The organism is Pseudomonas sp. B10, assembly GCF_900156235.1.
Lineage (GTDB): Bacteria > Pseudomonadota > Gammaproteobacteria > Pseudomonadales > Pseudomonadaceae > Aquipseudomonas > Aquipseudomonas siliginis.
In genome coordinates this window covers 21,122-46,516 of the sequence record NZ_LT707063.1, presented here as the reverse complement: position 1 = coordinate 46,516, position 25,395 = coordinate 21,122, and the positions used below count along the sequence as shown (strand labels likewise).

Here is a 25,395-nt window from a genome sequence, read left to right as displayed (position 1 = left end):
CCTCCCTTTTAATGTGCGCAAGGTCACGATGTCGCCAAACAATTCTGCGTCCCGAATCCGCTTTTCCCGCTTCAGCAAAGCCGAGTGCGTGCTGGTGCTGATCACCATGATCTGGGGCGGCACGTTTCTGATTGTGCAACATGCCATGACGGTCAGCGGCCCGATGTTTTTTGTCGGCCTGCGCTTTGCCGCCGCGGCGGCGATCGTGGCGATGTTCTCCTGGCGTCATCTGCGCGAACTGACCTTGTTCGAAGTGAAGGCCGGGTCGTTCATCGGCGTGGCGATCATGCTCGGTTACGGCCTGCAGACGGTCGGATTGCAAAGTATTCCGAGCAGTCAGTCGGCGTTCATTACCGCGCTATATGTACCGTTTGTGCCGCTGCTGCAATGGCTGGTTCTGGGACGGCGTCCGGGGTTGATGCCAAGTATCGGGATCATGCTGGCGTTTGCCGGACTGATGCTATTGTCCGGCCCCTCGGGGGCGGCGTTGAATTTCAGTCCCGGAGAAATCGCGACATTGATCAGCGCCGTTGCGATTGCGGCCGAGATCATTTTGATCAGCACATTCGCCGGACAGGTTGATGTGCGGCGGGTGACGGTGGTGCAACTGGCGGTGACGGCGGTGTTGTCGTTCTTGCTGGTGGTCCCGACCGGTGAAGTGATTCCGGAATTTTCCTGGTTGTTGCTGGTGACCGCTCTGGGTCTGGGCGCAGCAAGTGCGGCGATTCAGGTGGCTATGAACTGGGCGCAGAAGAGCGTTTCGCCGACTCGGGCGACGTTGATCTATGCCGGTGAACCGGTGTGGGCCGGGATTGTCGGGCGGATTGCCGGGGAGCGCTTGCCAGCAATTGCGCTGGTTGGGGCCGGGCTGATTGTGGCGGCGGTGATAGTCAGTGAGTTGAAGACCAAGGGAAGGTCCACCGAGGCAGAAGCTGAACTGGAGCGGGAAACGCAGGCGTGACCCGCATTCTTTTCTGGCTGCACCCATGCTTTCGCGAGCAAGCTCGCTTCCACCTTTTGAAATGCATTCCAGTATGGGAGCGAGTCTGCTCGCGAAGGCGCCGCACCTTCGTTGCCCTGAAACAACGCCAAACACAAAATTCCAGACTACTTTGTAGGATTCTGAGACATCCTCGCGTTTGGTGATCAGGGAGCTGGCACGTATGATGCTTCACAAACTTCCGCAGATTAGAAGCCTATGTCCCTGATAGTTCTACTGCTTCTGCCGTTCATCGGCAGCTGTCTGGCAGCGGTGCTGCCGCACAATGCGCGCAATGCCGAATCGCTGCTGGCGGGTCTGGTCGCTTTGATCGGCACCGTTCAGGTCGCGATGCTGTACCCGCAAATCGCCCACGGCGGCGTGATCCGCGAAGAATTCATGTGGTTGCCCAGCCTCGGGCTGAACTTCATTTTGCGCATGGACGGCTTCGCCTGGCTGTTCTCGATGCTGGTGCTCGGCATCGGCATCGGCACACTTGTCTCCTTATATGCCCGTTATTACATGTCGCCGGACGATCCGGTGCCGCGTTTTTTCGCATTTTTCCTGGCGTTCATGGGCGCCATGCTCGGGCTGGTGATCTCCGGCAACCTGATTCAGATCGTGTTCTTCTGGGAATTGACCAGCCTCTTTTCGTTTCTGCTGATCGGCTACTGGCACCACCGCGCCGATGCGCGGCGCGGGGCTTATATGGCGCTGATGGTCACCGGTGCCGGCGGGTTATGTCTGCTGGCGGGGGTCATGGTCCTCGGCCATGTCGTCGGCAGCTATGACCTCGACAAGGTCCTGGCCGCCGGCGATCTGATTCGCGCACATGCCCTCTACCCTGTTCTCTTGCCACTCATCCTGATCGGCGCCCTGAGCAAAAGCGCGCAATTCCCGTTTCACTTCTGGCTGCCCCACGCGATGGCGGCACCGACGCCCGTCTCGGCCTATCTGCACTCGGCGACCATGGTCAAGGCCGGGGTTTTCCTTTTGGCACGGCTGTGGCCGTCGCTGTCCGGCAGTGAGGAATGGTTCTACATCGTCAGCGGAGCGGGCGCCTGTACACTGTTGCTTGGCGCGTACTGCGCGATGTTCCAGAACGATCTCAAAGGCTTGCTGGCCTACTCGACCATCAGCCATCTCGGTCTGATCACTTTGCTCCTGGGCCTCAATAGTTCACTGGCCGCGGTGGCGGCGGTGTTTCACATTCTCAATCACGCGACGTTCAAAGCCTCGCTGTTCATGGCCGCCGGCATCATCGACCACGAAAGCGGCACCCGTGATATCCGCAAGCTCAGCGGTCTGATCAAACTGATTCCCTATACGGCAACACTGGCCATGGTCGCCAGTGCCTCAATGGCCGGCGTGCCGCTGCTCAACGGTTTCCTGTCGAAAGAAATGTTCTTCGCCGAAACCGTGTTCATCAACGCCACTGCGTGGGTCGAAACCAGTCTGCCAATCGTCGCGACCATCGCCGGCATGTTCAGCGTTGCCTATTCCCTGCGTTTCACCGTCGACGTGTTCTTCGGCCCCACCGCCAATGACCTGCCACACACGCCGCACGAGCCGCCGCGCTGGATGCGCGCCCCGGTCGAGTTGCTGGTCTTCACCTGTCTGCTGGTGGGGATTTTCCCGGCGCAGATCGTCGGGCCACTGCTCGCCGCTGCGGCACTGCCGGTGGTCGGTGGTGAGTTGCCGGAATACAGCCTGGCCATTTGGCACGGTTTGAACGCACCGATGATCATGAGCCTGATCGCCATGTCCGGCGGCATCATCCTCTATCTGCTACTGCGCAAGCAGTTCAAGCTCGGCCATTTCAAGTATCCGCCGCTGGTGGGGCGCTTCAACGGCAAGCGTTTGTTCGAGCGCAGTCTGGTCGTGATGATGCGCATCGCCCGGCGCGTCGAGCGGCGCCTGGGCACCAAGCGTTTGCAGATGCAGCTGTTCCTGATGGTTTCGGCCGCCGTGCTCGCCGGTCTGATCCCGATGCTGCACAGCACGCTGACCTGGGGCGACCGGCCGAAAATTCCCGGGTCCATCGTCTTCGTGACCCTGTGGCTGCTGGCGATCGCCTGTGCGCTCGGCGCTGCCTGGCAGGCCAAATATCACCGTCTCGCCGCCCTGACCATGGTCAGCGTCTGTGGCCTGATGACCTGCGTGACCTTTGTCTGGTTCTCGGCGCCGGATCTGGCGCTGACACAACTGGCGGTCGAAGTGGTGACCACGGTGTTGATCCTGCTTGGCCTGCGCTGGTTGCCGCGCCGCATCGAAGAAGTCTCACCACTGCCAGGCAGCCTGCGCAAGGCGCGTATCCGTCGTCTGCGCGACTTGCTGCTGTCGATTGCGGTCGGTGCGGGGATGGCGCTGTTGTCCTACGCCATGCTCACCCGGCAGACGCCCAACCATATTTCCTCTTTCTACCTCAGCCGTGCGCTGCCCGAGGGCGGCGGCAGCAACGTGGTCAACGTGATGCTGGTGGACTTCCGTGGCTTCGACACCCTCGGCGAAATCACCGTGCTGGTCGCCGTGGCGCTCACCGTGTTCGCCCTGCTGCGCCGCTTCCGCCCGCCGAAAGAAAGCCTGCAATTGCCGGCGCAGCAACGTCTGCTGGCACCGGACGTGGTCACCGATCTGGTCAACCCGCGCTCGGCCAGCGACACCGCGCTCGGCTTCATGATGGTGCCGGCAGTGCTGGTGCGCCTGCTGCTGCCTGTCGCACTGGTGGTGTCGTTCTATCTGTTCATGCGTGGGCACAATCAGCCGGGCGGCGGTTTTGTCGCCGGGCTGGTGATGTCGGTGGCCTTTATCCTGCAATACATGGTTGCCGGCACGCAGTGGGTCGAGGCGCAAATGAGCCTGCGCCCATTGCGCTGGATGGGCACCGGTCTGCTGTTCGCCACCGCCACCGGTCTTGGTGCGATGCTGGTCGGCTATCCGTTCCTCACCACTCATACCTGGCACATCAGCGTGCCGTTGCTGGGCGATATCCATGTCGCCAGTGCGCTGTTCTTCGACATCGGCGTGTACGCCGTGGTGGTCGGGTCGACGCTGCTGATTCTCACCGCCCTCGCCCACCAATCGGTGCGCGGCCACAAGACGGCCTCGCTGCCCAAGTCAGTCGCCAGCAAAGGAGCCGTCTGATGGAAGAAGTCATCGCAATCGCCATCGGCATTCTCGCCGCCTCCGGGGTCTGGCTGATCCTGCGGCCGCGAACCTTTCAGGTGGTCACGGGCCTGTGCCTGCTGTCATATGCAGTCAACCTGTTCATTTTCAGCATGGGCAGCCTGTTCATCGGCAAGGAACCGGTGATCAAGGACGGCGTGACCCAGGATCTGCTGCATTACACCGACCCGCTGCCCCAGGCGCTGGTACTGACGGCGATCGTCATCAGCTTCGCCATGACCGCGCTGTTCCTCGTCGTATTGCTCGCCTCGCGCGGCCTGACCGGCACCGACCACGTCGACGGCCGGGAGCCTAAAGAATGATGGCGATGACTCACCTGATCGCCGCACCGATCCTGCTGCCGCTGCTGACCGCCGCGATCATGCTGATGCTGGGCGAGAAGCATCGGCCGCTGAAGGCGAAAATCAATCTGTTCTCCAGCCTCCTCGGCCTGTTTATTTCAGTGATGCTGCTGCAATGGACGCAGACCACCGGGGTGCCCGGCTCCATCGGCGTGTACCTGCCGGGCAACTGGCAGGCACCGTTTGGCATCGTTCTGGTGGTTGATCGCCTGTCGGCACTGATGCTGGTGCTGACCGGCGTTATCGGCGTCAGCGCCCTGCTGTTTGCCATGGCCCGCTGGGACGGCGCCGGCTCAAGCTTTCACGCTCTGTTCCAGATCCAGCTGATGGGCCTGTATGGCGCGTTCCTGACCGCGGATCTGTTCAACCTGTTCGTGTTCTTCGAAGTGTTGCTCGCCGCGTCTTACGGTTTATTGCTGCACGGCTCGGGCCGGGCACGGGTGTCGTCGGGGTTGCATTACATTTCGATCAACCTGCTGGCATCGTCACTGTTTTTGATCGGCGCTGCGTTGATCTACGGGGTGACCGGCACGCTGAACATGGCCGATCTGGCGATGAAGATCCCGCTGGTGCCGGAAGCCGATCGTGGCCTGCTGCATGCTGGCGCGGGAATTCTTGCGGTAGCGTTTCTGGCCAAGGCTGGCATGTGGCCGCTGAATTTCTGGCTGGTGCCGGCCTATTCCTCGGCCAGCGCGCCGGTGGCGGCGATGTTTGCGATCATGACCAAGGTCGGCGTCTACACCCTGCTGCGCTTGTGGACCCTGTTGTTTTCCGGTCAGGCCGGCGCCTCGGCATTCTTCGGCGGCGACTGGCTCATCTACGGCGGCATGGCGACCATGGCTTGCGCAGGGCTGGCGATTATCGCCGCGCAACGCCTGGAGCGCATGGCCAGCCTGAGCATTCTGGTGTCGGCGGGCATCCTGCTCTCGGCGATCGGCTTCGCCCAGCCGAACCTGATCGGCGCTGCGCTGTTTTATCTGGTCAGCTCGACCCTGGCGCTGAGCGCATTGTTCATGCTCGCCGAACTGATCGAGCGCTCGCGCTCGGCCAACGAGATTCCCCTCGAGGACGAAAGCGAACTGCTTCCGCGCCCGCAGGAATCGCTGCAACCGCCCAAAGGCATCAACCTCGACGACGAACAGAAAGCCGTGGTCGGTCAGGTCATCCCGTGGACCATGGCCTTTCTCGGTTTGAGCTTCATTGCCTGCGCGCTGTTGATTATCGGCATGCCACCGCTCTCCGGATTTATCGGCAAGCTCAGCCTGATCGGGGCATTGCTCAACCCGTTGGGACTTGGCACTGCGGCGCCGCTGCCTCCCGGCGCATGGGGATTGCTGGCCCTGTTGATCCTGACCGGACTGGCGTCCCTTATGGCCTTCTCTCGCCTGGGTATCCAGCGCTTCTGGACGCCGGAGGAGCGCCCGTCACCACTGCTGCGCAAACTCGAATGCGCGCCGATATTTCTGCTGCTCGGGCTGAGCATTGTCCTGACGTTCAAGGCTGAACCGCTGTTGCGCTACACCCAGGCTACGGCCGATGCGCTGAACAATCCGCAGCAATATGTGCTCGCAGTTCTCGGTACACGTGCGGTGCCGAGTCCGCAAGCCAGAGCCGACATGCTCGAGGTGCAGCCATGAATCGACTGTTTCCGGCTCCGTGGTTATCGCTGGCACTGTGGGTCTTGTGGCTGACCCTGAACCTGTCCGTCAGCCCGGGCAATCTGCTGCTCGGTGCCGCGCTGGGTTTCGCCGCGCCGCTGATGATGCGCAAACTGCGGCCAAAACGTGCGCGTATTCGTAATCCGATGGCCGTGCTGCGCCTGTTTCTCTCGGTCGGTCGTGACGTGATCATGTCCAACCTGATCGTCGCCTGGGGCGTACTCAACGCCGGACGGCGCCCGCCCAACTCATGCTTTATCAAGGTACCGCTCGATCTGCGTGATGCTCATGGTCTGGCGGCACTGGCGATGATCTGCACCGTAGTCCCCGGGACCGTATGGTCGGAGCTGGCGCTGGACCGCAGCGTCCTGTTGCTGCATGTCTGGGATCTGCACGACGAAGCGCAGTTCATCGAGCACTTCAAAAGCACCTACGAGCGACCGTTGATGGAGATTTTCGAATGAGCCCATTGCTGTCGAATGCGATTCTGCTGACGCTGTTTCTGTACTGCGTAGCAATGGCGCTAACCCTGGTGCGCCTGTTCAAAGGCCCGTCAGCGCAGGATCGGGTACTGGCGCTGGATTACCTGTACATCGTCGCCATGCTGATGATGCTGACCCTGGGCATTCGTTACGCCAGTGATACCTACTTTGAAGCGGCGCTGTTGATTGCGCTGTTCGGCTTCGTCGGCTCGTTTGCCCTGGCGAAATTCCTGCTGCGTGGCGAGGTGATCGAATGAATGCCGAATTGTCTTTGTGGGTCGAGATTCCGGTAGCGGTGCTGCTGGTGCTCAGCGGCGTGTTTACCCTGCTGGGCGCGACCGGATTGCTGCGCATGAAGGATTACTTCCAGCGCATGCATCCGCCAGCTCTGGCGTCGACAATCGGTGCCTGGTGTGTGGCACTGGCGTCGATCATTTGCTTCTCAGCGCTGAAGTCCGGGCCAGTGGTGCATGCCTGGCTGATTCCGATTCTGTTGGCGATCACCGTGCCAGTGACCACCCTGCTGCTGGCGCGGGCGGCGTTGTTCCGCAAGCGGATGGCCGGGGATGATGTGCCGGCTGAGGTGAGCAGTCGTCAGACTGAAAGTGGTAGCTGATGATTTTGTGGCGCCTATGATGGCGCCATCGCTACACCAGGAATGCGCTCTCCCATGTGGGAGCGAGCCTGCTCGCGTAGAGCCAGTCGGGTCGTCGCAAATTCCGCATCAGCTCAAACCCAAGCCACCGCCAACAACCCCGCCCCCAGCAGCGCACACAACGGCGAATACACCCAGGTATCCAGCCGCGCAAATCGCGAATCCTTCACTTCCTTGAAGAACCCGACCAGATTCGAATCACCGATCGCCCGAGCGAACATCAGCAACGCGATCGCGCTGATCACCCATTGCAGTGCCTTGTGCTGCACCGCCGGCATGCCCCAGCCGACCCGCATACAAACCAGCGCCGCAATGACCAGCAGCGCAGCGGCGACTGCCAGCGTCAGCCAGCCTGAGGGCTTGAAGGCCGGGCGTACCGAGGCCACGAAGCCCGACACCGGCACTTGCGGCACCACCACCGCAGCCGCCCATTGCCCACCCAACGCCCAATACACGTGCATCAGGCCGATTGCCGCAAACACAGTCACCAGCCATTGAGCCAACACAAAGGTCATGGTTGAAATCCTTCAAAGGGATTTGAACAAACCATCGTAGTCGGATTTTTTGCCCCTGCACGACCGGTCGGCGGTACGCTGCGTTGACCGCGTTATTTCAGATCAGCCGTCACCTTGTCAGCCACATCCTTGGGTAACCAGGCCTGCCACACGTCTGGATGCGCTTTCATGAACGCGACCGCCGCCTCACGAGGCGCGGTGTGCTTGTCACTCATATCCGCCAGTGCTTTATTCAGCGGCTCGATGGGAAAATCGACCTTGCTGAAGAACTCGGCAATTTGCGGGTTCTGCTTTTGAAACGGCGTAGACACGCCAATCGACAGCTTCGATGCCAGCGAGCGGGTTGGTTTCGGATTGGGATTATCGGCGTCGGTCAGCGTCTTCCACGCCTCGGCATCGAACGGCGGCTCTTCCAGTTGCACCAGTTTGAATTTGCCAAGCAGTGGCGTCGGCGACCAGTAATAGAACAACACCGGTTTGCCGCGACGAATCGAAGAGCTGATCTCGGCATCCAGCGCAGCGCCGGAACCGCTGCGGAAGTTGGTGTAGTCGTCCTGCAAGCCATACGCCGTGAGCTTCTGCTTGTTGACCACTTCCGAAGTCCAGCCGATCGGGCTGTTGAGGAAACGCCCTTTGCCTGGGCTTTCCGGGTCTTTGAACACGTCCTTGTATTTCTTCAGATCAGTGACACTGCGCAGATCCGGCGCCAGCGGCTTGATGCCTTTGGCCGGGTCGCCCTTGATCACGTATTCCGGCACCCACCAGCCTTCAGTGGCGCCCTTTACCGTATCGCCCAGACCGACGACCTTGCCCTCGGCTTCGGCCTTGACCCAGACCGGACTGCGCCCGGCCCACTCCTCGCCAATCACCTGGATGTCATTGTTGGCCAGCGCGGTCTCAAGGGTAATGGTGGTACCCGGCAAGGTATCGGTCGGCAAGCCGTAGCCTTTCTCGACGATCACCCGCAGCACCTCGGTGATCAGGCTGCCGCTTTCCCAGTTCAGGTCAGCAAAGTGGATAGGCGCCTGAGCCGCCTGCAGCGATTGCGCTGACGTCAGCAAACCAAAGGTGGCCACGCTGGCGGCCAGTAACCGTCGAAATCCGTTCATGCATCACACCTCATGCTGTTCACAGCAATGGCAGTTGGCCTGACAGAAACGCAAGCCTCTGAATGACTCAGTCAACTGACTTTAGCCGAGGTTCCTGCTTTTTCCGGGGTCTGCTGCGCGCGGTGTTACGTTTCAGACTTTTCCTGCAGGCTTTGCAGCTCACGTCTGACCATGCTGGCGTAAGCTGCCGGTTGCAATGCATAGAGCTGCGACGCTACCCAACTCAGCCAGGCACCTTGCAGTTCGGCCTTGCGGGCGAACAAGCGCTGAGCTTCTTCGCGTGCGCTGTCGAGATTTTGCGCATGGAAATCCGCGCGCTTCACTCGCTGGCCTTGAAGGTCACCAGTTCACCCTTGCGCCATTTGGCGGCTTTGGCAGTGACGGCTTTGAGGGTTTTGGTCAGACCTTCCTGCAGCTGCTCATTGGCGGCGAACACGGTGACGACGCTATGGCCTTCCTTGAACAGGATCGCGTGCCCGTCGGCCGTGCTGACAAAGGCGTAATCGCCCAGGCCGTAGACCGTCAGTTTGATGTCGCGAAAACGAATGTCCATCTTGCCGCCTTCACGGCTGGGCAAAACTGACGCGATGAAATGGTCGCCAACCTTGAGTTTGAGCCCCGGTTTGTCATCGACTACCAATGCACTTTCGGTGTCGATTTCGGCGATGTAAATGCCTTCGGCGTTTTGCTCGGTGATGTAAACAAAACGTGATTGGAATTGCTTGACCAGCTTTGCACGCAAATCACCCAGCACGAACAAAGCATGCATATCGAGGTTACTGACTGCCAAAGAAACATCCCCACATTTGAAAAACCGCGCAGCGAAAAACGCCCACGGCAAAGAAACGGCCAGGCCGATGAAAACTGCAAAATCACTCAAAAACCCGAAGCGAGCGAAGCATTCTTGATCGCGAGGTTCGTAGACTACTGGATTGTCATTAGTGAAACCCGCTCTGAAGTCGGCAAACCTTGAAGGAAAAAGCATCAAGCGCGACAGAGCAAAATCTGACTACGAACTTCAGGGAAATTTCTCACGAAAAAAAGCACTTTTCCGACATATCGCTGGCGAAAAATTGCTTTAGATAAGCCCGGTCGTCAACAGGTACTGGCGATTCTAGAGCAGCGATGCTCATTACGACTACCCGCAACGGCCGTTAAATCCCGGCCGACTGATGAAAAGGACTTCATATGTGCACTTTGACTCATTTTGCCACGTCGGCCGACGCGCGAATCAACACACCTCTGACGATGAAGGTTGCCGACCTCGACAACCTTCCGACATCTTCTAACAATCATCGAACCCCGCACTTTCAAGTGGTGCCGGCAGGTATTGCGTTCTTTCACATCAAGGAGATATCCACGGGACGCGTCAGAGGTTTCCGCGGCAATCACAACGAAGCCTGCGCCCTTGCCCGCTCGCTTGAATCAAAAATCGAACTCCACGCCAGCGCCTGCCTCTGATAAGGGGAGTGAACGAACAAGCCGCACCGGCACCGACCCAGGAGTAGATGATGGAACTGCCAACCGAGCTTAACCTGACCACCCTTTTCGAACAGCTGGGCCTTCCTTCCGATGAAGCGTCGATCAATGACTTTGTCGAAGCCCATCCGCTGGACTCTGATACCAAACTCATCGAGGCCGATTTCTGGTCGCCTCAACAGGCGCAATTACTCAAAGAGTGGCTGCGTGCTGACGGTGAGGAAGCGGTAATTGTCGATGAGCTGAACGTCCGCCTGCATCGCGGTAAATAAGGGCGATCAGTGCAGGCTGTCGCCGGGCTCGATGTTCAATTGTTCGAGCCAGGCAGCCTTGCACTCCTCCGCTTCATCGCGACTGGCGAAGGCTGTGCCGCGTCGCTCACCGTTGAGCAAAACCACCCAGCACACACTGCGCCCCATCGCGCGTAAACCGGCCGGAACGCCGCTGCCGATCATCACTGCCACATCCACCCTGCACTGCATGTGCCCTCCGAAATAATTAGCTACCTAACTAAGTCGTCAGATTAAAGCTTTCCTTCGAGAGGAAACAGCAACCGCCGTGCACAGATTCATTGCGTCAACGGTAACAATCTCAGTGTGGATTCTCGGGTTTGTAACCCAGACGCAACCCGCCCCAGTGTCGGCCGTTGATCATGATCGGCACCGATAAATCATGCATCAGCTCACCCGTATCGCGCGTGTAAGTCTGCAACAGCACCGGTTGCTGATGGCTGCCGCAACGGAGGCCCGTGCGGTCAGCGAATTTGCGTTTGGTGCGGTTATTTACCGTGTCGACCTGCACATCACCGGTCAACGGCTGGCTGAATGCCTGGTTATGCGTCGGTACATATCCCTGCTGCGTGCAGGCGATCGCGAAAACCAAACCTTCATGACGCGCTAACAGAGGCTCTTGAATCGCGGGCAAGACCTGATCTGTGTATCGATCAAAGCGGGTTTGGAATTTGGCTGGTTCGGTGCCCGGAATCGGCTGGTAGCTGCGATCGAACAGGTCATCCAGGCTGATCCGCCCCTGCTCCACATCCGCCTCGAAGCGCGCCGCGATCAGGCTCGCACCTTCACGGGCCAAGTCGTAGATACGTTGGTGATAGTCATCCAGGCCGACCTCGGCCAGGCGCTCGCTGATGGTTTCCGCCTGCCCTTCCATCTGCACCGCTGCCTCGGCGAGGCGGCGGGTCTGCTGATCGCTGATCGCCAGATCGCTACGCATTTGCTCAATCGCGCTGAACAGCGCATCAAGCTGCTCGCGATTGGTTTGCGCGCCACGGGCGATTTCGCTGACCTGGGTTTCCACTCCGGCGGCAAGTCGCGCGATGTTCTCCAGATGCTGACCGGTGTGCTCGACCTGTTCGACGCCGGTGTGCAGATCGCTCGACAACTCGCGAATCTGCGCCACCACTTGCGCGGTGCGTTGCTGAATGTCCGCAACCATCTCACCGACTTCGCCCGTGGCCGCCGCCGTCCGCGCCGCCAATCCGCGCACCTCGTCGGCGACCACAGCGAAACCGCGACCATGCTCACCGGCCCGGGCAGCTTCGATCGCAGCATTCAAGGCCAACAGATTGGTCTGGCTGGCAATCGACTGAATCACCAGCGTCACCCGCTGAATGTCGTCGCTGCGGACGCTCAAGGCCTCGATCAATTCGCGGCTGGCGTTGGCGCGCTGACTGAGTTGCTGCATGCGCGAAATCGAGTCGAGCAGTTCGCTGCGCCCCGCCGCGCTGCTGTGATGCGCTTGGCTGGCGGCGTCCAGTGCGTCGCGACTGAGCTGTGAAGTCGCCTGTTCCGTGGCGATCATCACTTCGGCGTTGCTGACGATCTGCGCCGCCGCGTCGAGTTGCGATTCGAGTTTGTTCGCCAGCGCCTTGACCGAGAACGCCACGCCGGCGGCAGACAGTGCGTTGTGACTGGTGGTGTAGGAAAGATCGCGGGTCAGTGCGGACAATGCGCTCACACTATCGACCGGGACAGCAACAGGAGCGCTGCGCGAACGCAGGCGCGGCAGCCAGACAATCAGTATCGCCAGCGGCATGCCGAGGTAGAGCGACCACTCGGCCATGGCCATGCCGGCCAGCAACAGCATCAGGGCGATGCTTTGCAGGGTCGGCGCGATCCAGCGGTTTTTCGGCAAAAGCACTGGTGCAGGCAGCGCCGCAACCAGAGATCCATCTCTCGTCATCTTGATCACCCCACGTTTGTTCTCATTGTTGTGACTGCATTAAACGCCACTACAACGCCATTATCCATGGTCCGTTAGTCGTGGGTCTGTGGCAGGTCAATGGAACGACGGGGAAATATCGCAGACGAGCAAAAACAAAGATCGCAGCCTCGCGCAACTCCATGTAGAAGCTGCCGAAGGCTGCGATCTTTTCAAGGCGCCCCTGTTGAAAGGGTCACCCCACAGAATCAGGCCTGACGCTGGTGCTTGTCGATCTGCTCGTGACGCTCTTGAGCTTCGATGCAGTACTTGGTGGTCGGGCTGATCAGCAGACGCTTCAGGCCAATCGCCTCGCCGCTGTCGTCGCACCAGCCAAAGCTGTCGTCCTTGATGCGCTCAAGAGCTTGTTCCAACTGCGGCAGCATGCGCTGGTCGCGATCAATCGCGTTGACCAGCCAGGTGCGCTCTTCTTCAACCGAAGCCGCGTCCGCCGGGTCAGCCGGGGTGTCCAGGCTTTCGATGGCGATACGGTTTTGCTCAATGCGCTCGTGGGTTTCGACTTTCATGTTCTGCAACAGCTCAGTGAAGAAAGCGTGTTGCTCTGCATTCATGTAGTCATCTGCCGGCATAGCCAGCAACTTGTCCTTTGTCATTGATATCTCTATAAAAAAACGTGCATTAAGGCGAATAAGGGAGCGTTTCGGCGAACCGTGTCGGCCGTCGAAAAGGCATCGTTTTATTGCAAACGCCACCCGGCACTCAATTTACGAGGGGCGGCAGTCTAAGGCCCGATCAAGGCCTCAGCAACTGTAAATACAGGGAATTTGTCCGACAGGACCAGGAAACTGCTCTGACACAGGCTTCACACGGCCATCGGAGTGCGTTTATAGCAAGAAATTCACTCCAGCGGCTGTATATAGAAGACAAACGGCTAACCATCCCGCCGTCGACAGCGGAAATTATTCTCGCAAGGTGCATCGTTTCAGCCCGGCAGAGCCCGCGCAGCCCTTCTATGATCAGGCTTACCGCGTGATCAACCCGCCCGAAGGATGTCCTATGCCCCGCCCCGATCTGCCGGCCGCCGACGAACTTTCGCTCGCCAGCCCCCCGATCACTGCCGAGCGTCTGCTGCAAACGATTAGCGACGAATATGACGCCCTTCCGCGTCAGCTCAAACGTATCGCCAGTTACATCAGCCAGCAGAGCGAGCGAATCATGGTCGACCGCATCAGCGACATCGCTCGTGAATGCGAGGTGCATCCGTCCGCCATCGTGCGTTTTTCGCAGCGCTTCGGGTTCAGCGGCTTCAGCGAAATGCAAGCGCTGTTCCGCCAGGCCTGGACGCACAAAACCACGCCAGCGCAAAACTATCAGCAACGCATCCGCAGCCTGATCGCCAACAACTCGCAGACCGCCAACAGCGGCGACCTGGCCCGCGAATGCATCGACGCAACGCTCTCGGGCATCGAACGCTTGGGCCGCGAACTGGAGGAGGTGGCGTTCGATACAGCCGTCGATCTCATCGTCAATGCCGACGACATCTATGTGGTCGGAGTCCGCCGCTCGTTCGCCGTCGCCGACTATCTGGTTTACAACCTGCAGCACACGCAGAAGCGCATTCATCTCGTCTCCGGCATCGGCGGCAGCTATCGCGAGCAAATGCGCAGCGTGCGCGCCAATGACCTGGTCATCGCCATCAGTTTTGTGCCCTACGCCAAGGAAACCCAGCACTGCCTGCGATTCGCACAACAGCAGAACGCCAATGCCCTGATCATTACCGACAGCCCCCTGTCGCCACTGGCGAAACTTGCCAACAGCGTGTTGCTGGTCAATGAAGGCAGTGCGCTGGCGTTTCGTTCGCTGAGTGCGACGCTATGTTTGTGCCAGGCGCTGTTTGTGGCGGTGGCCTATCGGCTGGAACTGAATGTCGATGAGATTCACGAACAACCCGGATTCGACGACTGACAATTGTCTCAGGCTCGGCTAGGTTATGCGTTCCCACCGGTTCGACTTGAAGGAACGCGTCATGAAACTGATCGGCATGCTCGACTCCCCCTACGTGCGCCGCGTAGCGGTATCCGCCAAATGCCTGGGGATCGACCTCGAACACGAGTCGGTCTCGGTGTTCCGCCACTTCGAGCAATTCCAGCAGATCAACCCGGTGGTCAAAGCGCCCACGCTGATCCTCGACGACGGCGTGGTCCTGATGGACTCGACCCTCATCCTCGACTACCTCGAAGCCAGCTCCGGCAAGAGCCTGGTGCCCAGCGATCTCAAACAACGCGCCCACGCCCTGCGTCTGATCGGCCTCAGCCTCGCCGCCTGCGAAAAAGCTGTGCAGCTGTATTACGAACGCAACTTGCGCCCGGCCGACATTCAATATCAGCCGTGGGTCGAACGCGTCGAAGGCCAGCTCGCCGCCGCATTTACCGCGCTGGAAAAAGAACTTGAACACAGTGACTTGCCTGTCGACGGCTCCCTCGCCCAGACCGGCATCAGCCTGGCGGTTGCCTGGAGCTTCACCGAACTCGTCGTACCCGATCAGATCGACGCAACACGCTTTCCGCGTATCGCCGAGTACACCGCCTACGCAGAAGGCACCGACGCGTTCATCAGCACACCGATCAACTGATCATGAGCACCACCGACACCGCCGCCCCGGCGCTAAAGGAAATCTTCAACGCCGAACGCCTGCAGCACATTGCTGTTGAAATGAGCGTCGTTTACCCGGCGTTCAAGGCCAAGGCGTTTCTCAAACACGCCCAGGACGGACTCGCTGAATTATCAGTGATGCAACGCATGGCCCGCGTCGCCGAAAGCCTGCACGCCGTGTTGCCGCTGGACTACGAAGATTCCCTCCAAGTGCTGTTCGAACTCGCGCCACGGCTGAACAGCGGGTTCGTCAGCATGTGCCTGCCGCATTACGTCGCGAGCTACGGCGCCCATGCGTTCGACACCTCAATGGACGCGCTGAAGTACTTCACCACCTTCGGCTCCTCCGAATTCGCCATCCGCTACTTTTTGCGCAGCGACCTCGAGCGCTCGCTGGAACGAATGCATGACTGGACCCGAGACGAAAACCACCACGTTCGACGCCTAGCCAGCGAAGGCAGCCGCCCTCGCCTGCCGTGGTCCTTTCGGTTGGAAGCGGTGCAAACTGATCCGCTGCTGGCCGCCGGGATACTGGATCGGTTGAAGGCGGACGAGAGCTTGTACGTGCGCAAGTCCGTGGCGAATCATTTGAATGATGTGACGAAAGCGCATCCGGAGTGGGTGTTGGACACGATTGAAGGTTGGTCGCTGGACAACAAGCATACGGCCTGGATTGCCAAGCATGCGCTGCGCAGTTTGATCAAACAGGGCGATGTGCGCGCGCTGACGGTGATTGGCGCGGGGGCGAAGGCTGAGGTTGAGTTGTTGGATGTGCGGGTCGAGCCGGCGGTGGTGAGATTGGGGGAAGCGATTACTTTGTCGTTTATGGTGAAGTCCATGGTGGCGCACGAGCAAAGGCTGGTGATTGATTATGCGATTGAGTATGTGAAGGCGAATGGCGGGGTTTCGAGGAAGGTTTTCAAGTTGAAGACTCTGGGATTAGCGGGGTTCGGGACTGAGGTAGTGCGACGGAATCAAGTCATCAAGGATTTTACGACGCGCAAGCATTTTGCCGGGAGACATGGGGTGCAGGTGATGGTTAATGGGGAGGTGTTGGGTAGTGCGGCGTTTGAGGTTTTGATTTGAGGCGTGAGTTATTTATTCACCAAAACAGCCGGTAGCGGATCAGTGCACTGGCAGCCGTGCATCGACATTGCGCGCGGCGGCACAGTGGACGACTCACGGCTTCAGCGCTTACCAACTTCCGTATGGAATGCCGAATTTCTCGATATAGCGCTTGGACTTTTCGCTGACGGGATATGCGTAGCGACCACCGTTTTTCCCAAGCTCCGGCCCTAGCGGCTCAATCTCGCCTTGCGCTCGAGCAACCTTTATCGGTCGATGACATGAGTCTCTCACCCACACCTGAACAACACCGCCCGGAGCAAGTCCCAAGTAAACAGAGGCCATGAAGCGTGCTGTCCTGTCAGGTCTCTCGGGGCACCGTTGACTGGTAGAAGTCACCATTATCTGTCTGGCATTCTCTGGAATATCCACCCACGCTTGCCACGTTTTATGTTCAACGATTGATTGCCAGCGAACATAGATACGAATGGGTAGATCGGCCCCCACCACTCTTTTACCGCTGCCCCCCACCCCTGTCCAGCCGCGAGCAGAGTCAGTACCGTCTTCAGGCTCTCCGCCCGCAGCAGTCCCTCCACCGGTTCTAAAGAAAACTCTGCCGGTTATGTCCTGCACCGAACTGTCCTCCACCCATACCTTCATGTAATCGGGCTCAGTGAAAGCCAGCTCCCACCATTTCGATTTTGGATCGCTCTTGGCTGAGAGCAGATCAGAAGACTGGCAACCCGTTATGCATACGCCAAGTAGCAGGGCGACAAATAATTTCATTACCAAAGAGTCCAGTCAGGTACGTGAGGATGCTGCACGCGAATCGCGTCTGCGGTGGGCGCATTGATATAGACGGCGCGGACTCCGCTGCCGTCTCTTCTTCCAAGAGGGTGATTCCAATTTGCGGACATGTGAATGTATTTCAACCTCAGCAGGTTCTCCTCTTGCTGAGTTGTGGTGTAGTCACCTGCGACAAATCGGTCGCACAACGCCTGAAGCTCTGACGGGACCGCCAAAGCAGCCGTGGCTGGAATATCATCGAAGCGAACCCCCTTCTCTTTTGCCAAGCTATGCATCACCCGAAGATATACCCTCGACAACAACCCGCTTACGGGACGTTTGAGTTGCAGAGCTGCATAGACGCGCTTTCTACGGGGACTGAGCCGGTCCTGTTGATCCACAGGCAGGAGAAGCGCGTCCGGCGTAACAATTTCCAGCAGATCTTCGGGCCACCCCCTTGAGATCCACTCATTTTTAATGACCATGGCATCGCGGTAGATCGACGTAGTAGATACATCGGTAAACTTCGAGACCTCAAGCGTTTGCATTGGACTGACGAGTACACACTCTTCAATGTCATCGCGGTAACCGCCGCCGATGTCGGAATGCCCCCCTGGAAGAATGACTTCCAAGTGGTCGGCTTTAACGCGACTCAATGCAAAATTAGCGCGATATTCGTCCCGCGCCGACAGCTGAACGACGTCAGTAAAAAACCGCCGGTCGAGGTAGAGCTTGATACCCGTGGCCACAGGACTTTTAACGTTGCCAAAATTCGACCAGCCAGCAACCGACGGCACAGTGTCGAACAGCCCGATGAATCCCATGTTGATGCTGCCTTGGTACTGATCGATGAAGGTGCGACTAAAGTCGCTCGCATTGTTGCGCAATACATCTCCGAGTGGCCCTTGTTTTCCGCGGACGACTGCATTGGCAAAATGCCTCGCGGCAGCTGCGCCGCGACTAAATCCGAACGTATCGAAAGTCAGCGAGGTAATTTCACTGTTTGGATTTTCGTTAATTACATCTTCAATACGCGATTTGATCTCGCTAAATGATTGTTGGACACGACCCGCTATACCCGTGTCTCCGCGGCCCGTGCCCGCTCCGAATGTACTGTCCTCTTCTCCCGATTGAGTGCCAATCCCCTCTATGTACACCCTGCGAAACGCCCGCTTGTGCGAGCCGTCTCCTTCGGCTTTCTGAGGTGCGAAGTACAGTTCGCTCAGTTTGTAAACGTTGGTTGTTTCATTGGCATAGCTGCTATCTGGATTGCGCATATAGGGCTTGCAACTGGCATCGATATCCTCAGGCGCAATCGGATACTGAGCACCACACAACAACCCCGCAGCTGAGTTGTTCGCGTTGTTGCCCGTGCCATCAAAGAACACCCCGATCCTCAACGCAATCCCGATTTTCTCAGGCTCGCGCGCGGGCTCTTTCCCATGCTTCTCATACTCGGCCCAATGCTGGGCGTGTATGTCGACGGGTTTGGCTTCTTCGTAGCGATAGTTTTTCGGCGGGTTTGGAACGTAGCCACTCAATCCTTGATTCCTTCTGATCCTTGAAGAACGGCCAGAAGGGTGACAGTCGGGAGGGGGCGGTGCAAGCCGTGGCGGTGTGCCAGCCATGGAGCGTTAGTGCGAGCAGGCTCTCTCCAACAGGGGAATGAGCCTGACTGGGGATGGCGGGTCAAATCGAACGCTGATTCACCCGCGCCATCAACTGTTCAGCACTTTCCTTGCGCTCGGAATAGCGGTCCACCAGATGCGCCTGCTGCCCACGCAGCAGCACGGTGAACTTGACCAGTTCTTCCATCACATCCACCACACGGTCGTAGAACGGCGAGGGTTTCATCCGCCCTTCTTCGTCGAATTCCATATAGGCCTTCGGCACCGAGGATTGGTTGGGGATGGTGAACATGCGCATCCAGCGGCCGAGGACGCGAAGTTGGTTGACCACGTTGAACGACTGCGAGCCGCCGCAGACTTGCATCACCGCCAGGGTTTTGCCTTGGGTCGGGCGCACAGCGCCGAGTTCGAGGGGGATCCAGTCGATCTGTGCTTTGAACACGGCGGACATCGCGCCGTGGCGTTCCGGCGAGCACCAGACCTGGCCTTCCGACCACAACACCAGATCGCGCAATTCCTGGACCTTGGGATGGTCGCCCGGAGCGTCGTCGGGCAATGGCAGACCGGATGGGTTGAAGATCCGCGTTTCGGCGCCTAAGTGTTCGAGCAGGCGCGCGGCCTCCTCGACCAGCAAGCGGCTGAACGAGCGCTCGCGGGTCGAGCCGTAGAGAAGAAGGATGCGCGGTTTGTGTTCGCCGACATTCGATGGCTTGGTCGCGTCGAACAGGCTTGCGTCGAGGTTGGGCAGATGGTCTGACATGAAGCCTCCTTACAGCGTGCCGATGCGGTCGAGTTCGGCTTTCAGTTGCTCGCGACTGAGCGCGTGAAACGGCAGATCGAGGAAGGCTTGGCAGCGTTCACCGATGCGCATCAGAGTGGCTTGGAATGCCGCGTCGATTGCCGCTTCGTCGCCCTGCACTTCGGACGGATCTTCCAGTCCCCAATGCGTTTTCAGTGCCGGACCGAAATACACCGGACAGGTTTCGCCGGCGGCTTTGTCGCAGACAGTGATGACGATATCCGGCGGGTTGTTTGCGAAGGCATCGTTGCCTTTGCTGTGCAACCCGTCGATGGCGATGCCGTGCTTTTGCAACGTCGACAGGCTGCGCGGCAGAACCTGGCCTTTGGGAAAACTGCCGGCACTCACCGCTTGGAAACCAGCGGGAGCCAGGTGATTGAACATGGCTTCGGAAAGAATGCTGCGGCAGCTATTGGCCGTGCACATGAACAGGACTCGCATCGATGCGCTCCGTAGAGAGTGGAAGATTCAGCAGCAGGCGCGTTCGCGCACGGGACGGCCATCCATGTTTTGCAGGCGCGCGGCGTTGTCCTTGAGCCAATCGGCATTGGCCTTGGATGTCAGCTGAAGGATTTCGCCGATCCATGCCGGCAGTTCCGGATTGAGGCGGTAATACACCCACTGGCCCTGACGGCGGTCGAGCAGCAAACCGTTACTGCGCAGTTGCGCGAGATGGCGGCTGATTTTCGGCTGGCTGTCGTCGAGCGCACACATCAACTCGCAAACGCAGAGTTCACCTTGCTCGGCGATGAGCAGGATGGCGCGGACGCGGGTTTCGTCGGCGAGGCTTTTGAAGACTTCGGTGGGGGTGATCATGGTGATCGGCTCGCCATATGCGGGAAATCGAATATACGGATATCCATATATTTATCAACCCGTGAAAGCAGCCACGGTGAATAACCGTGTGGGAGCGAGCCTGCTCGCGAAAGCGGTGGGTCCGTCAGCATCGATGTTGCTGAAAGATTGCCTTCGCGAGCAGGCTTGCTCCCACAGGGGGATGGTTGCATCAGGCTAACCGCGCAACAGGCCCTGCTCGGCCTCACACAACCCCACCACATAATCCCAGACCACCCGCAGCCGCACGGATTTGTGCAGCTCCCGGCGGGTGCTGATCCAGTAGCTGCGTTCGATGCTTTCATCCGGCAGCAGCGCCACCAGATCCGGGTCGGACGCGGCCATGTAACACGGCAGCACGGCGATGCCCAACCCCGAGCGCGCCGCTTCCTGCTGGGCGATGACGCTGGTGCTGTGAAACACCACGCGCGGGCTGCGGCAGAAGCTGTTGAGGAACATCAGTTCCTGACTGAACAGCAGGTCGTCAACGTAACCGATCCACGCATGTCGGCCCAGGTCTTCGCGGCTGTGCAGTGGCGGTGCGTTGTCGAGGTAGGTTTGGCTGGCGTAAAGCGCGAGCCGATAGTCAGTGAGCTTGCGCGTGACCAGCATGTCGGCGGATGGCCGTTCGAGGTGGATGCTGATCTCCGCTTCACGGTTGAGGATGCTGACAAAGCGCGGCACTGCAACCAGTTCCACCTCCAATCCCGGATAACGCTCGAACAAGCCAATCATGCGACTGGCGAGAAACTTGATGCCGAGGCCTTCGGTGACGCCGACGCGGATCTTGCCCAGCGGCGCGGTGGACTGGGTGATTTCTTCCTGCGCCAGCAGCGCGACGTTTTCCATCGCTTCGGCGTGCTTGAGCAGCGCCTCCCCCGCCGGGGTCATTTCATAGCCCTGGGCGTGCTGGACGAACAGCGCCGTGCCGAGGCTTTTCTCGATCGATTCAATATGCCGCGCCACTGTCGCGTGGGTGGTGTTGAGCCGGCGCGCGGCAGTGAGCAGGCGGCCGCTGCGTTGCAACTCGAGAAAAAAGCGCAGGTCGTTCCAGTCGAACATGGCGGGTCCTTGTCGGCTATCGTCGTCGCACGCTGTTTGAAAACGCACAGCGGCTGCGCAAAAACTAACATTCTTTTAACGAAAGCTAACAACTAGAGTGTCCGACAATAAAAACAAAAAGCGAGGTCAGGGCATGCACACGTCCCTGGATGAATTCGACTACATCGTGGTCGGCGCCGGCCCCGCCGGTTGCTTGCTGGCCAACCGGCTTTCGGCGGATCCACAACAACGGGTGTTGCTGCTCGAAGCCGGCGGACGCGACAACTACGCCTGGATTCACATTCCTGTGGGTTACCTGTTCTGCATCGGTAACCCACGCACCGACTGGTGCTTCAAAACCGAACAACAACCGGGCCTCAATGGCCGCGCGCTGAGTTATCCGCGCGGCAAGGTGCTGGGCGGCTGTTCGTCGATCAACGGCATGATCTACATGCGCGGCCAGGCCGGCGACTATGACGGTTGGGCGGCGGCGGGCAATCCGGGCTGGGCCTGGAAAGACGTGCTGCCGCTGTTCAAACAGAGCGAAAACCACTTTGCCGGCGGCGCTGAATTTCATGGCGATCAGGGTGAATGGCGGGTCGAACAGCAGCGCCTGTCGTGGCCGATTCTGGATGCCTTTCGCAGCGCTGCCGAGCAAAGCGGCATCGCCAGCATCAATGACTTCAACCAGGGCGACAACGAGGGCTGCGGTTACTTTCAGGTCAACCAGAAAGCCGGGGTACGCTGGAACGCGGCCAAGGCCTTTTTGAAACCGCTGCGCAGCCGGGCGAACCTGACTGTGCTGACCGGCGTCGAGGTTGATCGTGTCTTGGTGGAGAATGGCCGCGCGGCGAAAGTCAGCGCGCAGCATGAAGGCCAGACCAGACAGTTCAAGGCGCGCAAGGAGATTGTTTTGTGCGCCGGCTCAGTCGGCTCGCCGAGCATTCTGCAGCGCTCCGGCATCGGTCCGCGGCCGCTGCTCGAACGCTTAGGGATAGGCGTGATTCATGAGCTGCCGGGCGTCGGCGGCAACCTGCAGGATCACCTGCAACTGCGGCTGATCTACAAGCTGGAAAACGCCCGCACACTGAACCAGATCGCCGGCAGCGTGTGGGGCAAGATGGGCATGGGCCTGCGTTATCTGTACGACCGCAGCGGGCCGCTGTCGATGGCGCCGAGTCAGTTGGGCGCATTCGCCCGCTCCGGCCCCGAGCAAACCTCGGCGAACCTGCAATATCACGTGCAGCCGCTGTCGCTGGAGCGCTTTGGCGAGCCGCTGCACAGCTTCCCGGCGTTCACGGCCTCGGTGTGCGACTTGCGTCCGCAGAGCCGTGGGCGCATCGAGATCCGCTCCGCCGATCCGCAAGCGGCGCCGCTGATCCAGCCCAATTACCTCAGCCATCCAGAAGATCTGCGCGTCGCCGCCGATGCGATTCGCCTGACCCGGCGCATCGTCAGCGCCCCTGCCCTGCAAGCGTTCAAACCGGTCGAATACCTGCCCGGCGACAACCTGCAAAGCGAAGAACAATTGCACGAAGCAGCGGCGAAAATCGGCACGACGATTTTCCATCCGGTCGGCACTTGCCGCATGGGCAATGACGGTGACGCGGTGGTCGATGCGCAATTGCGCGTGCATGGCGTGCCGGGTCTGCGCGTTGCCGATGCGTCGATCATGCCGAGAATTACCTCGGGCAATACCTGTTCGCCTACGCTGATGATTGCCGAGAAGGCGGCACAACTGATTTTGTCCAGATCTGCAGATATCTCCCCTGTGGGAGCGAGCCTGCTCGCGAATGCGTTAGCTCACTCAGCCTAGGAGTTGACTGACAGAAAGCTTTCGCGAGCAGGCTCGCTCCCACAGCAATCATCACCAGACTCAGGCATCGCGCATTACCGGACACGCAACACCAGTGGAACAACAAAAACAATCACTGTGAGGGATACCGATATGTCAGAACACGTTCAGCCGCTGGACGCTGCGGGCAGCGCCGAGACCAGCAACGCAACGCAGAAAGTCATCTTCGCTTCATCACTCGGGACGGTGTTCGAGTGGTATGACTTCTTCCTCTACGGCGCCCTCGCGGCGGTGATCAGCAAGCAGTTCTTTGCCGGCGTCAACGACACCACGGCGTTCATCTTCGCGCTGATGGCGTTCGCCGCCGGCTTCATCGTACGGCCGTTCGGCGCGTTGGTGTTCGGCCGCCTGGGCGACATGATCGGACGCAAATACACCTTTCTGGCGACGATCATTCTGATGGGTGTGGCGACGTTCTGCGTCGGCCTGCTGCCGACCTACGCCAGCATCGGCATCGCCGCGCCGATCATTCTGGTGGTGCTGCGCATGCTTCAGGGCCTGGCGCTCGGTGGCGAATACGGCGGTGCGGCGACCTACGTGGCCGAACACGCGCCCATCGGCAAACGCGGCTTCCACACCAGCTGGATTCAATCCACCGCGACCCTCGGCCTGTTGCTGTCACTACTGGTAGTGCTCGGTTGCCGCTACTTCACCGGCGACCAGTTTGAAGTCTGGGGCTGGCGCATTCCGTTCCTGCTGTCGATCGTCCTGTTGGGTATTTCCACCTGGATTCGCCTGAGCCTGCACGAGTCGCCGGCCTATCTGAAAATGAAGGAAGAAGGCAAAACCTCAAAGGCGCCGATCCGCGAATCCTTCGGCAAATGGGAAAACCTCAAAGTCGTGCTGATCGCGCTGTTCAGCATCAACGCCGGGCAAGCGGTGACCTTTTACGCTGCGCAGTTCTATGTGCTGTTCTTCCTCACCCAGTTCCTGAAAATGGACCCGGCGGTGGCCAACAGTCTGCTGATCATCAGCGTGGTGATCGGCGCGCCGTTCTTCATCTTTTTCGGCTGGCTGTCGGACAAGGTCGGGCGTAAACCGGTGCTGATGCTCGGCCTGCTGCTGGCCACCGCGCTGTACTTCCCGATCTTCAAATCCCTGGCCCACTACGCCAACCCGGCGATCGATCAGGCCAGCCGTCAGGCGCCGATCACCGTCCTCGCCGACCCCGCCACTTGCACCTTCCAGTTCGATCCGGTGGGCAAGGCCAAATTCGACAGCCCCTGCGACAAGGTCAAGACCTTCCTGGTCAAGCAAGGCCTGCCCTACTCCAGCGTCGCAGCGCCTGCGGGCAGCGCCGTGCAAGTGAGTGTCGGCGACGTGAAGCTGGATGGTTTCGATGAGGCGGCACTGCGCGGCGCGATCACCCTCGCCGGCTACCCGCAACAAGCCGATATGCAGCAGATCAACAAACCGATGATCGTCGCCCTGATCGTCGCCCTGATCATCATCTCGGCCATGTGCTACGGCCCGCTGGCCGCGTTGATGGTCGAACTGTTCCCGACGCGCATTCGCTACACCTCGATGTCGCTGCCCTATCACATCGGCAACGGCTGGTTCGGCGGATTCCTGCCCACCGTGTCGTTTGCGCTGGTGGTGTACACCGGGGATATTTTCTACGGGCTGTGGTATCCGGTGCTGATCACCGGGGTGAGCCTGGTGGTGGGGATGATCTGTCTGCGTGAGACGAAGAATATCGATCTCGATAAAAACTGAAAAACCCGCTGACAGCAATGGCGAGGGAAGCGATTCTCTCGCCATTTTTTTGCTTCAGACGTCCGGTTTGATCACTTCGAATTTCACCTGGTCCGGATAAAACGCCACGTAGTCGCGGATCGGTGCGACGGAGACCTTCGGGTTTTCGTACGTCCACACCGCGTTAGCGCCTTCATGTCCGGGCACTTGCAGGCTGAAGTAATTGGCGTCGCCCTTGTACGGGCAATAGCTGGTGTGGTCGGTGCGGGCGAAGTATTTTTCGTCGATGTCTTCGCGCGGGATGTAGTACACCGGCGGATAGTTGGCTTCGTTGAGGATCATCGCGTGAGAGGACGCGGCGACCTGGATGCCGTGGAACTTCACCAGCAGGCAGCCGCTGAGTTGTTCAACGCTGATCACGGGGCTGGGGCTTTTCATGGGGTTCTCCTGAAGACGGCGAA

The 25,395-nt window shown here is 59.4% G+C and carries 29 protein-coding genes; 15 read left to right on the top strand and 14 right to left on the bottom strand.

What is annotated here, in order from left to right; all coding sequences use genetic code 11:
* Positions 1-28: 28 nt before the first annotated feature.
* From BXA01_RS00235 to BXA01_RS00205, 7 genes are all read left to right on the top strand, one after another.
* Positions 29-961, top strand: coding sequence for a DMT family transporter (locus BXA01_RS00235; RefSeq protein ID WP_076562416.1), 933 nt, complete (start codon positions 29-31; stop codon positions 959-961).
* A gap of 237 nt (positions 962-1,198) precedes the next feature.
* Positions 1,199-4,123 (top strand): monovalent cation/H+ antiporter subunit A, encoded by a 2,925-nt coding sequence (locus BXA01_RS00230; protein ID WP_076562414.1) that lies wholly within the window; start codon positions 1,199-1,201, stop codon positions 4,121-4,123.
* Complete coding sequence (locus tag BXA01_RS00225) at positions 4,123-4,467, top strand: Na+/H+ antiporter subunit C (protein WP_076562412.1); 345 nt, start codon at positions 4,123-4,125, stop codon at positions 4,465-4,467. Before BXA01_RS00230 ends, BXA01_RS00225 begins: the two co-directional genes overlap by 1 nt.
* Positions 4,464-6,143: a monovalent cation/H+ antiporter subunit D gene (locus BXA01_RS00220; protein WP_041480805.1), complete on the top strand. Its 1,680-nt coding sequence runs from the start codon at positions 4,464-4,466 to the stop codon at positions 6,141-6,143. The genes BXA01_RS00225 and BXA01_RS00220 overlap by 4 nt, the downstream gene beginning before the upstream one ends.
* The gene (locus tag BXA01_RS00215; RefSeq protein ID WP_076562410.1) at positions 6,140-6,628 is read left to right on the top strand and encodes a Na+/H+ antiporter subunit E; all 489 of its coding nucleotides are present in this window, start codon (positions 6,140-6,142) and stop codon (positions 6,626-6,628) included. The genes BXA01_RS00220 and BXA01_RS00215 overlap by 4 nt, the downstream gene beginning before the upstream one ends.
* Positions 6,625-6,903, top strand: coding sequence for a K+/H+ antiporter subunit F (locus BXA01_RS00210; protein WP_016775085.1), 279 nt, complete (start codon positions 6,625-6,627; stop codon positions 6,901-6,903). The genes BXA01_RS00215 and BXA01_RS00210 overlap by 4 nt, the downstream gene beginning before the upstream one ends.
* Entirely contained in the window at positions 6,900-7,262 is a 363-nt protein-coding gene (locus BXA01_RS00205; RefSeq protein WP_076562408.1) for a Na+/H+ antiporter subunit G, read from the top strand. The genes BXA01_RS00210 and BXA01_RS00205 overlap by 4 nt, the downstream gene beginning before the upstream one ends.
* 113 nt (positions 7,263-7,375) lie before the next feature.
* On the opposite strand, the gene BXA01_RS00200 is transcribed toward BXA01_RS00205, so the two are convergent.
* The 4 genes from BXA01_RS00200 to BXA01_RS00185 form a co-directional block, all read right to left on the bottom strand.
* Entirely contained in the window at positions 7,376-7,816 is a 441-nt protein-coding gene (locus BXA01_RS00200) for a DUF3995 domain-containing protein (RefSeq protein ID WP_076562407.1), read from the bottom strand.
* A gap of 92 nt (positions 7,817-7,908) precedes the next feature.
* On the bottom strand, positions 7,909-8,925 hold the full coding sequence (locus tag BXA01_RS00195; RefSeq protein ID WP_076562406.1) for an ABC transporter substrate-binding protein: 1,017 nt from the start codon (positions 8,923-8,925) through the stop codon (positions 7,909-7,911).
* Positions 8,926-9,050: 125 nt separating this feature from the next.
* Positions 9,051-9,248 (bottom strand): hypothetical protein, encoded by a 198-nt coding sequence (locus BXA01_RS00190; RefSeq protein ID WP_076562405.1) that lies wholly within the window; start codon positions 9,246-9,248, stop codon positions 9,051-9,053.
* Entirely contained in the window at positions 9,245-9,715 is a 471-nt protein-coding gene (locus BXA01_RS00185; RefSeq protein ID WP_039763128.1) for a hypothetical protein, read from the bottom strand. Before BXA01_RS00185 ends, BXA01_RS00190 begins: the two co-directional genes overlap by 4 nt.
* Between BXA01_RS00185 and BXA01_RS27045 the strand changes: the two genes are divergently transcribed.
* The 3 genes from BXA01_RS27045 to BXA01_RS00175 all read left to right on the top strand — a co-directional run bounded on the left by BXA01_RS27045 (position 9,689) and on the right by BXA01_RS00175 (position 10,676).
* Positions 9,689-9,898 (top strand): hypothetical protein, encoded by a 210-nt coding sequence (locus BXA01_RS27045; RefSeq protein ID WP_172833992.1) that lies wholly within the window; start codon positions 9,689-9,691, stop codon positions 9,896-9,898. The two genes, BXA01_RS00185 and BXA01_RS27045, sit on opposite strands and share 27 nt — an antisense overlap.
* Positions 9,899-10,173: 275 nt before the next feature.
* Positions 10,174-10,386, top strand: a complete 213-nt coding sequence (locus BXA01_RS00180) for a hypothetical protein (RefSeq protein ID WP_397427861.1) — start codon at positions 10,174-10,176, stop codon at positions 10,384-10,386.
* A 50-nt stretch (positions 10,387-10,436) separates the two neighbouring features.
* Positions 10,437-10,676 (top strand): DUF2789 family protein, encoded by a 240-nt coding sequence (locus BXA01_RS00175; RefSeq protein WP_024013254.1) that lies wholly within the window; start codon positions 10,437-10,439, stop codon positions 10,674-10,676.
* Positions 10,677-10,682: 6 nt separating this feature from the next.
* Here the strand turns inward: BXA01_RS00175 and BXA01_RS00170 are convergent, their stop codons facing one another.
* From BXA01_RS00170 to BXA01_RS00160, 3 genes are all read right to left on the bottom strand, one after another.
* Positions 10,683-10,886, bottom strand: coding sequence for a hypothetical protein (locus tag BXA01_RS00170; RefSeq protein WP_016775093.1), 204 nt, complete (start codon positions 10,884-10,886; stop codon positions 10,683-10,685).
* Between the two features lie 109 nt (positions 10,887-10,995).
* Positions 10,996-12,219: a methyl-accepting chemotaxis protein gene (locus tag BXA01_RS00165; RefSeq protein ID WP_442961923.1), complete on the bottom strand. Its 1,224-nt coding sequence runs from the start codon at positions 12,217-12,219 to the stop codon at positions 10,996-10,998.
* 608 nt (positions 12,220-12,827) lie between these two features.
* Positions 12,828-13,232 (bottom strand): TraR/DksA family transcriptional regulator, encoded by a 405-nt coding sequence (locus tag BXA01_RS00160; RefSeq protein ID WP_016775095.1) that lies wholly within the window; start codon positions 13,230-13,232, stop codon positions 12,828-12,830.
* A 403-nt stretch (positions 13,233-13,635) separates the two neighbouring features.
* On the opposite strand from BXA01_RS00160, the gene BXA01_RS00155 reads away from it, so the two are divergent.
* From BXA01_RS00155 to BXA01_RS00145, 3 genes are all read left to right on the top strand, one after another.
* Positions 13,636-14,544, top strand: coding sequence for a MurR/RpiR family transcriptional regulator (locus BXA01_RS00155; protein ID WP_076562403.1), 909 nt, complete (start codon positions 13,636-13,638; stop codon positions 14,542-14,544).
* A gap of 61 nt (positions 14,545-14,605) precedes the next feature.
* A complete protein-coding gene (locus BXA01_RS00150) occupies positions 14,606-15,211 on the top strand; it encodes a glutathione S-transferase (RefSeq protein ID WP_076562402.1) in 606 nt (201 codons plus the stop codon).
* Between the two features lie 2 nt (positions 15,212-15,213).
* Positions 15,214-16,317 (top strand): DNA alkylation repair protein, encoded by a 1,104-nt coding sequence (locus BXA01_RS00145; protein WP_076562401.1) that lies wholly within the window; start codon positions 15,214-15,216, stop codon positions 16,315-16,317.
* Between the two features lie 108 nt (positions 16,318-16,425).
* Here BXA01_RS00145 and BXA01_RS00140 read toward each other — a convergent pair whose 3' ends face one another.
* The 6 genes from BXA01_RS00140 to BXA01_RS00115 form a co-directional block, all read right to left on the bottom strand.
* Positions 16,426-17,082, bottom strand: coding sequence for a DUF2931 family protein (locus tag BXA01_RS00140; protein ID WP_076562400.1), 657 nt, complete (start codon positions 17,080-17,082; stop codon positions 16,426-16,428).
* Entirely contained in the window at positions 17,082-18,623 is a 1,542-nt protein-coding gene (locus BXA01_RS00135) for a phospholipase effector Tle1 domain-containing protein (RefSeq protein ID WP_076562399.1), read from the bottom strand. The genes BXA01_RS00140 and BXA01_RS00135 overlap by 1 nt, the downstream gene beginning before the upstream one ends.
* A 148-nt stretch (positions 18,624-18,771) precedes the next feature.
* Positions 18,772-19,470, bottom strand: a complete 699-nt coding sequence (arsH, locus tag BXA01_RS00130) for an arsenical resistance protein ArsH (protein WP_076562398.1) — start codon at positions 19,468-19,470, stop codon at positions 18,772-18,774.
* 9 nt (positions 19,471-19,479) lie between these two features.
* Positions 19,480-19,950 (bottom strand): arsenate reductase ArsC, encoded by a 471-nt coding sequence (locus tag BXA01_RS00125; protein WP_076562397.1) that lies wholly within the window; start codon positions 19,948-19,950, stop codon positions 19,480-19,482.
* Between the two features lie 27 nt (positions 19,951-19,977).
* Entirely contained in the window at positions 19,978-20,325 is a 348-nt protein-coding gene (locus BXA01_RS00120; protein ID WP_016775103.1) for a metalloregulator ArsR/SmtB family transcription factor, read from the bottom strand.
* A 195-nt stretch (positions 20,326-20,520) separates the two neighbouring features.
* Positions 20,521-21,405, bottom strand: a complete 885-nt coding sequence (locus tag BXA01_RS00115) for a LysR family transcriptional regulator (protein ID WP_016775104.1) — start codon at positions 21,403-21,405, stop codon at positions 20,521-20,523.
* A gap of 133 nt (positions 21,406-21,538) precedes the next feature.
* Between BXA01_RS00115 and BXA01_RS00110 the strand changes: the two genes are divergently transcribed.
* Both BXA01_RS00110 and BXA01_RS00105 read left to right on the top strand, forming a co-directional pair.
* Positions 21,539-23,200 carry a GMC family oxidoreductase gene (locus tag BXA01_RS00110; protein ID WP_076562396.1) on the top strand — a complete coding sequence of 554 codons (1,662 nt, stop codon included), beginning with the start codon at positions 21,539-21,541 and terminating at the stop codon, positions 23,198-23,200.
* Between the two features lie 132 nt (positions 23,201-23,332).
* Positions 23,333-24,955, top strand: a complete 1,623-nt coding sequence (locus BXA01_RS00105; RefSeq protein ID WP_024013261.1) for an MFS transporter — start codon at positions 23,333-23,335, stop codon at positions 24,953-24,955.
* A gap of 54 nt (positions 24,956-25,009) precedes the next feature.
* On the opposite strand, the gene BXA01_RS00100 is transcribed toward BXA01_RS00105, so the two are convergent.
* Positions 25,010-25,372: a DUF427 domain-containing protein gene (locus BXA01_RS00100; RefSeq protein WP_076562394.1), complete on the bottom strand. Its 363-nt coding sequence runs from the start codon at positions 25,370-25,372 to the stop codon at positions 25,010-25,012.
* Positions 25,373-25,395: the final 23 nt, after the last annotated feature.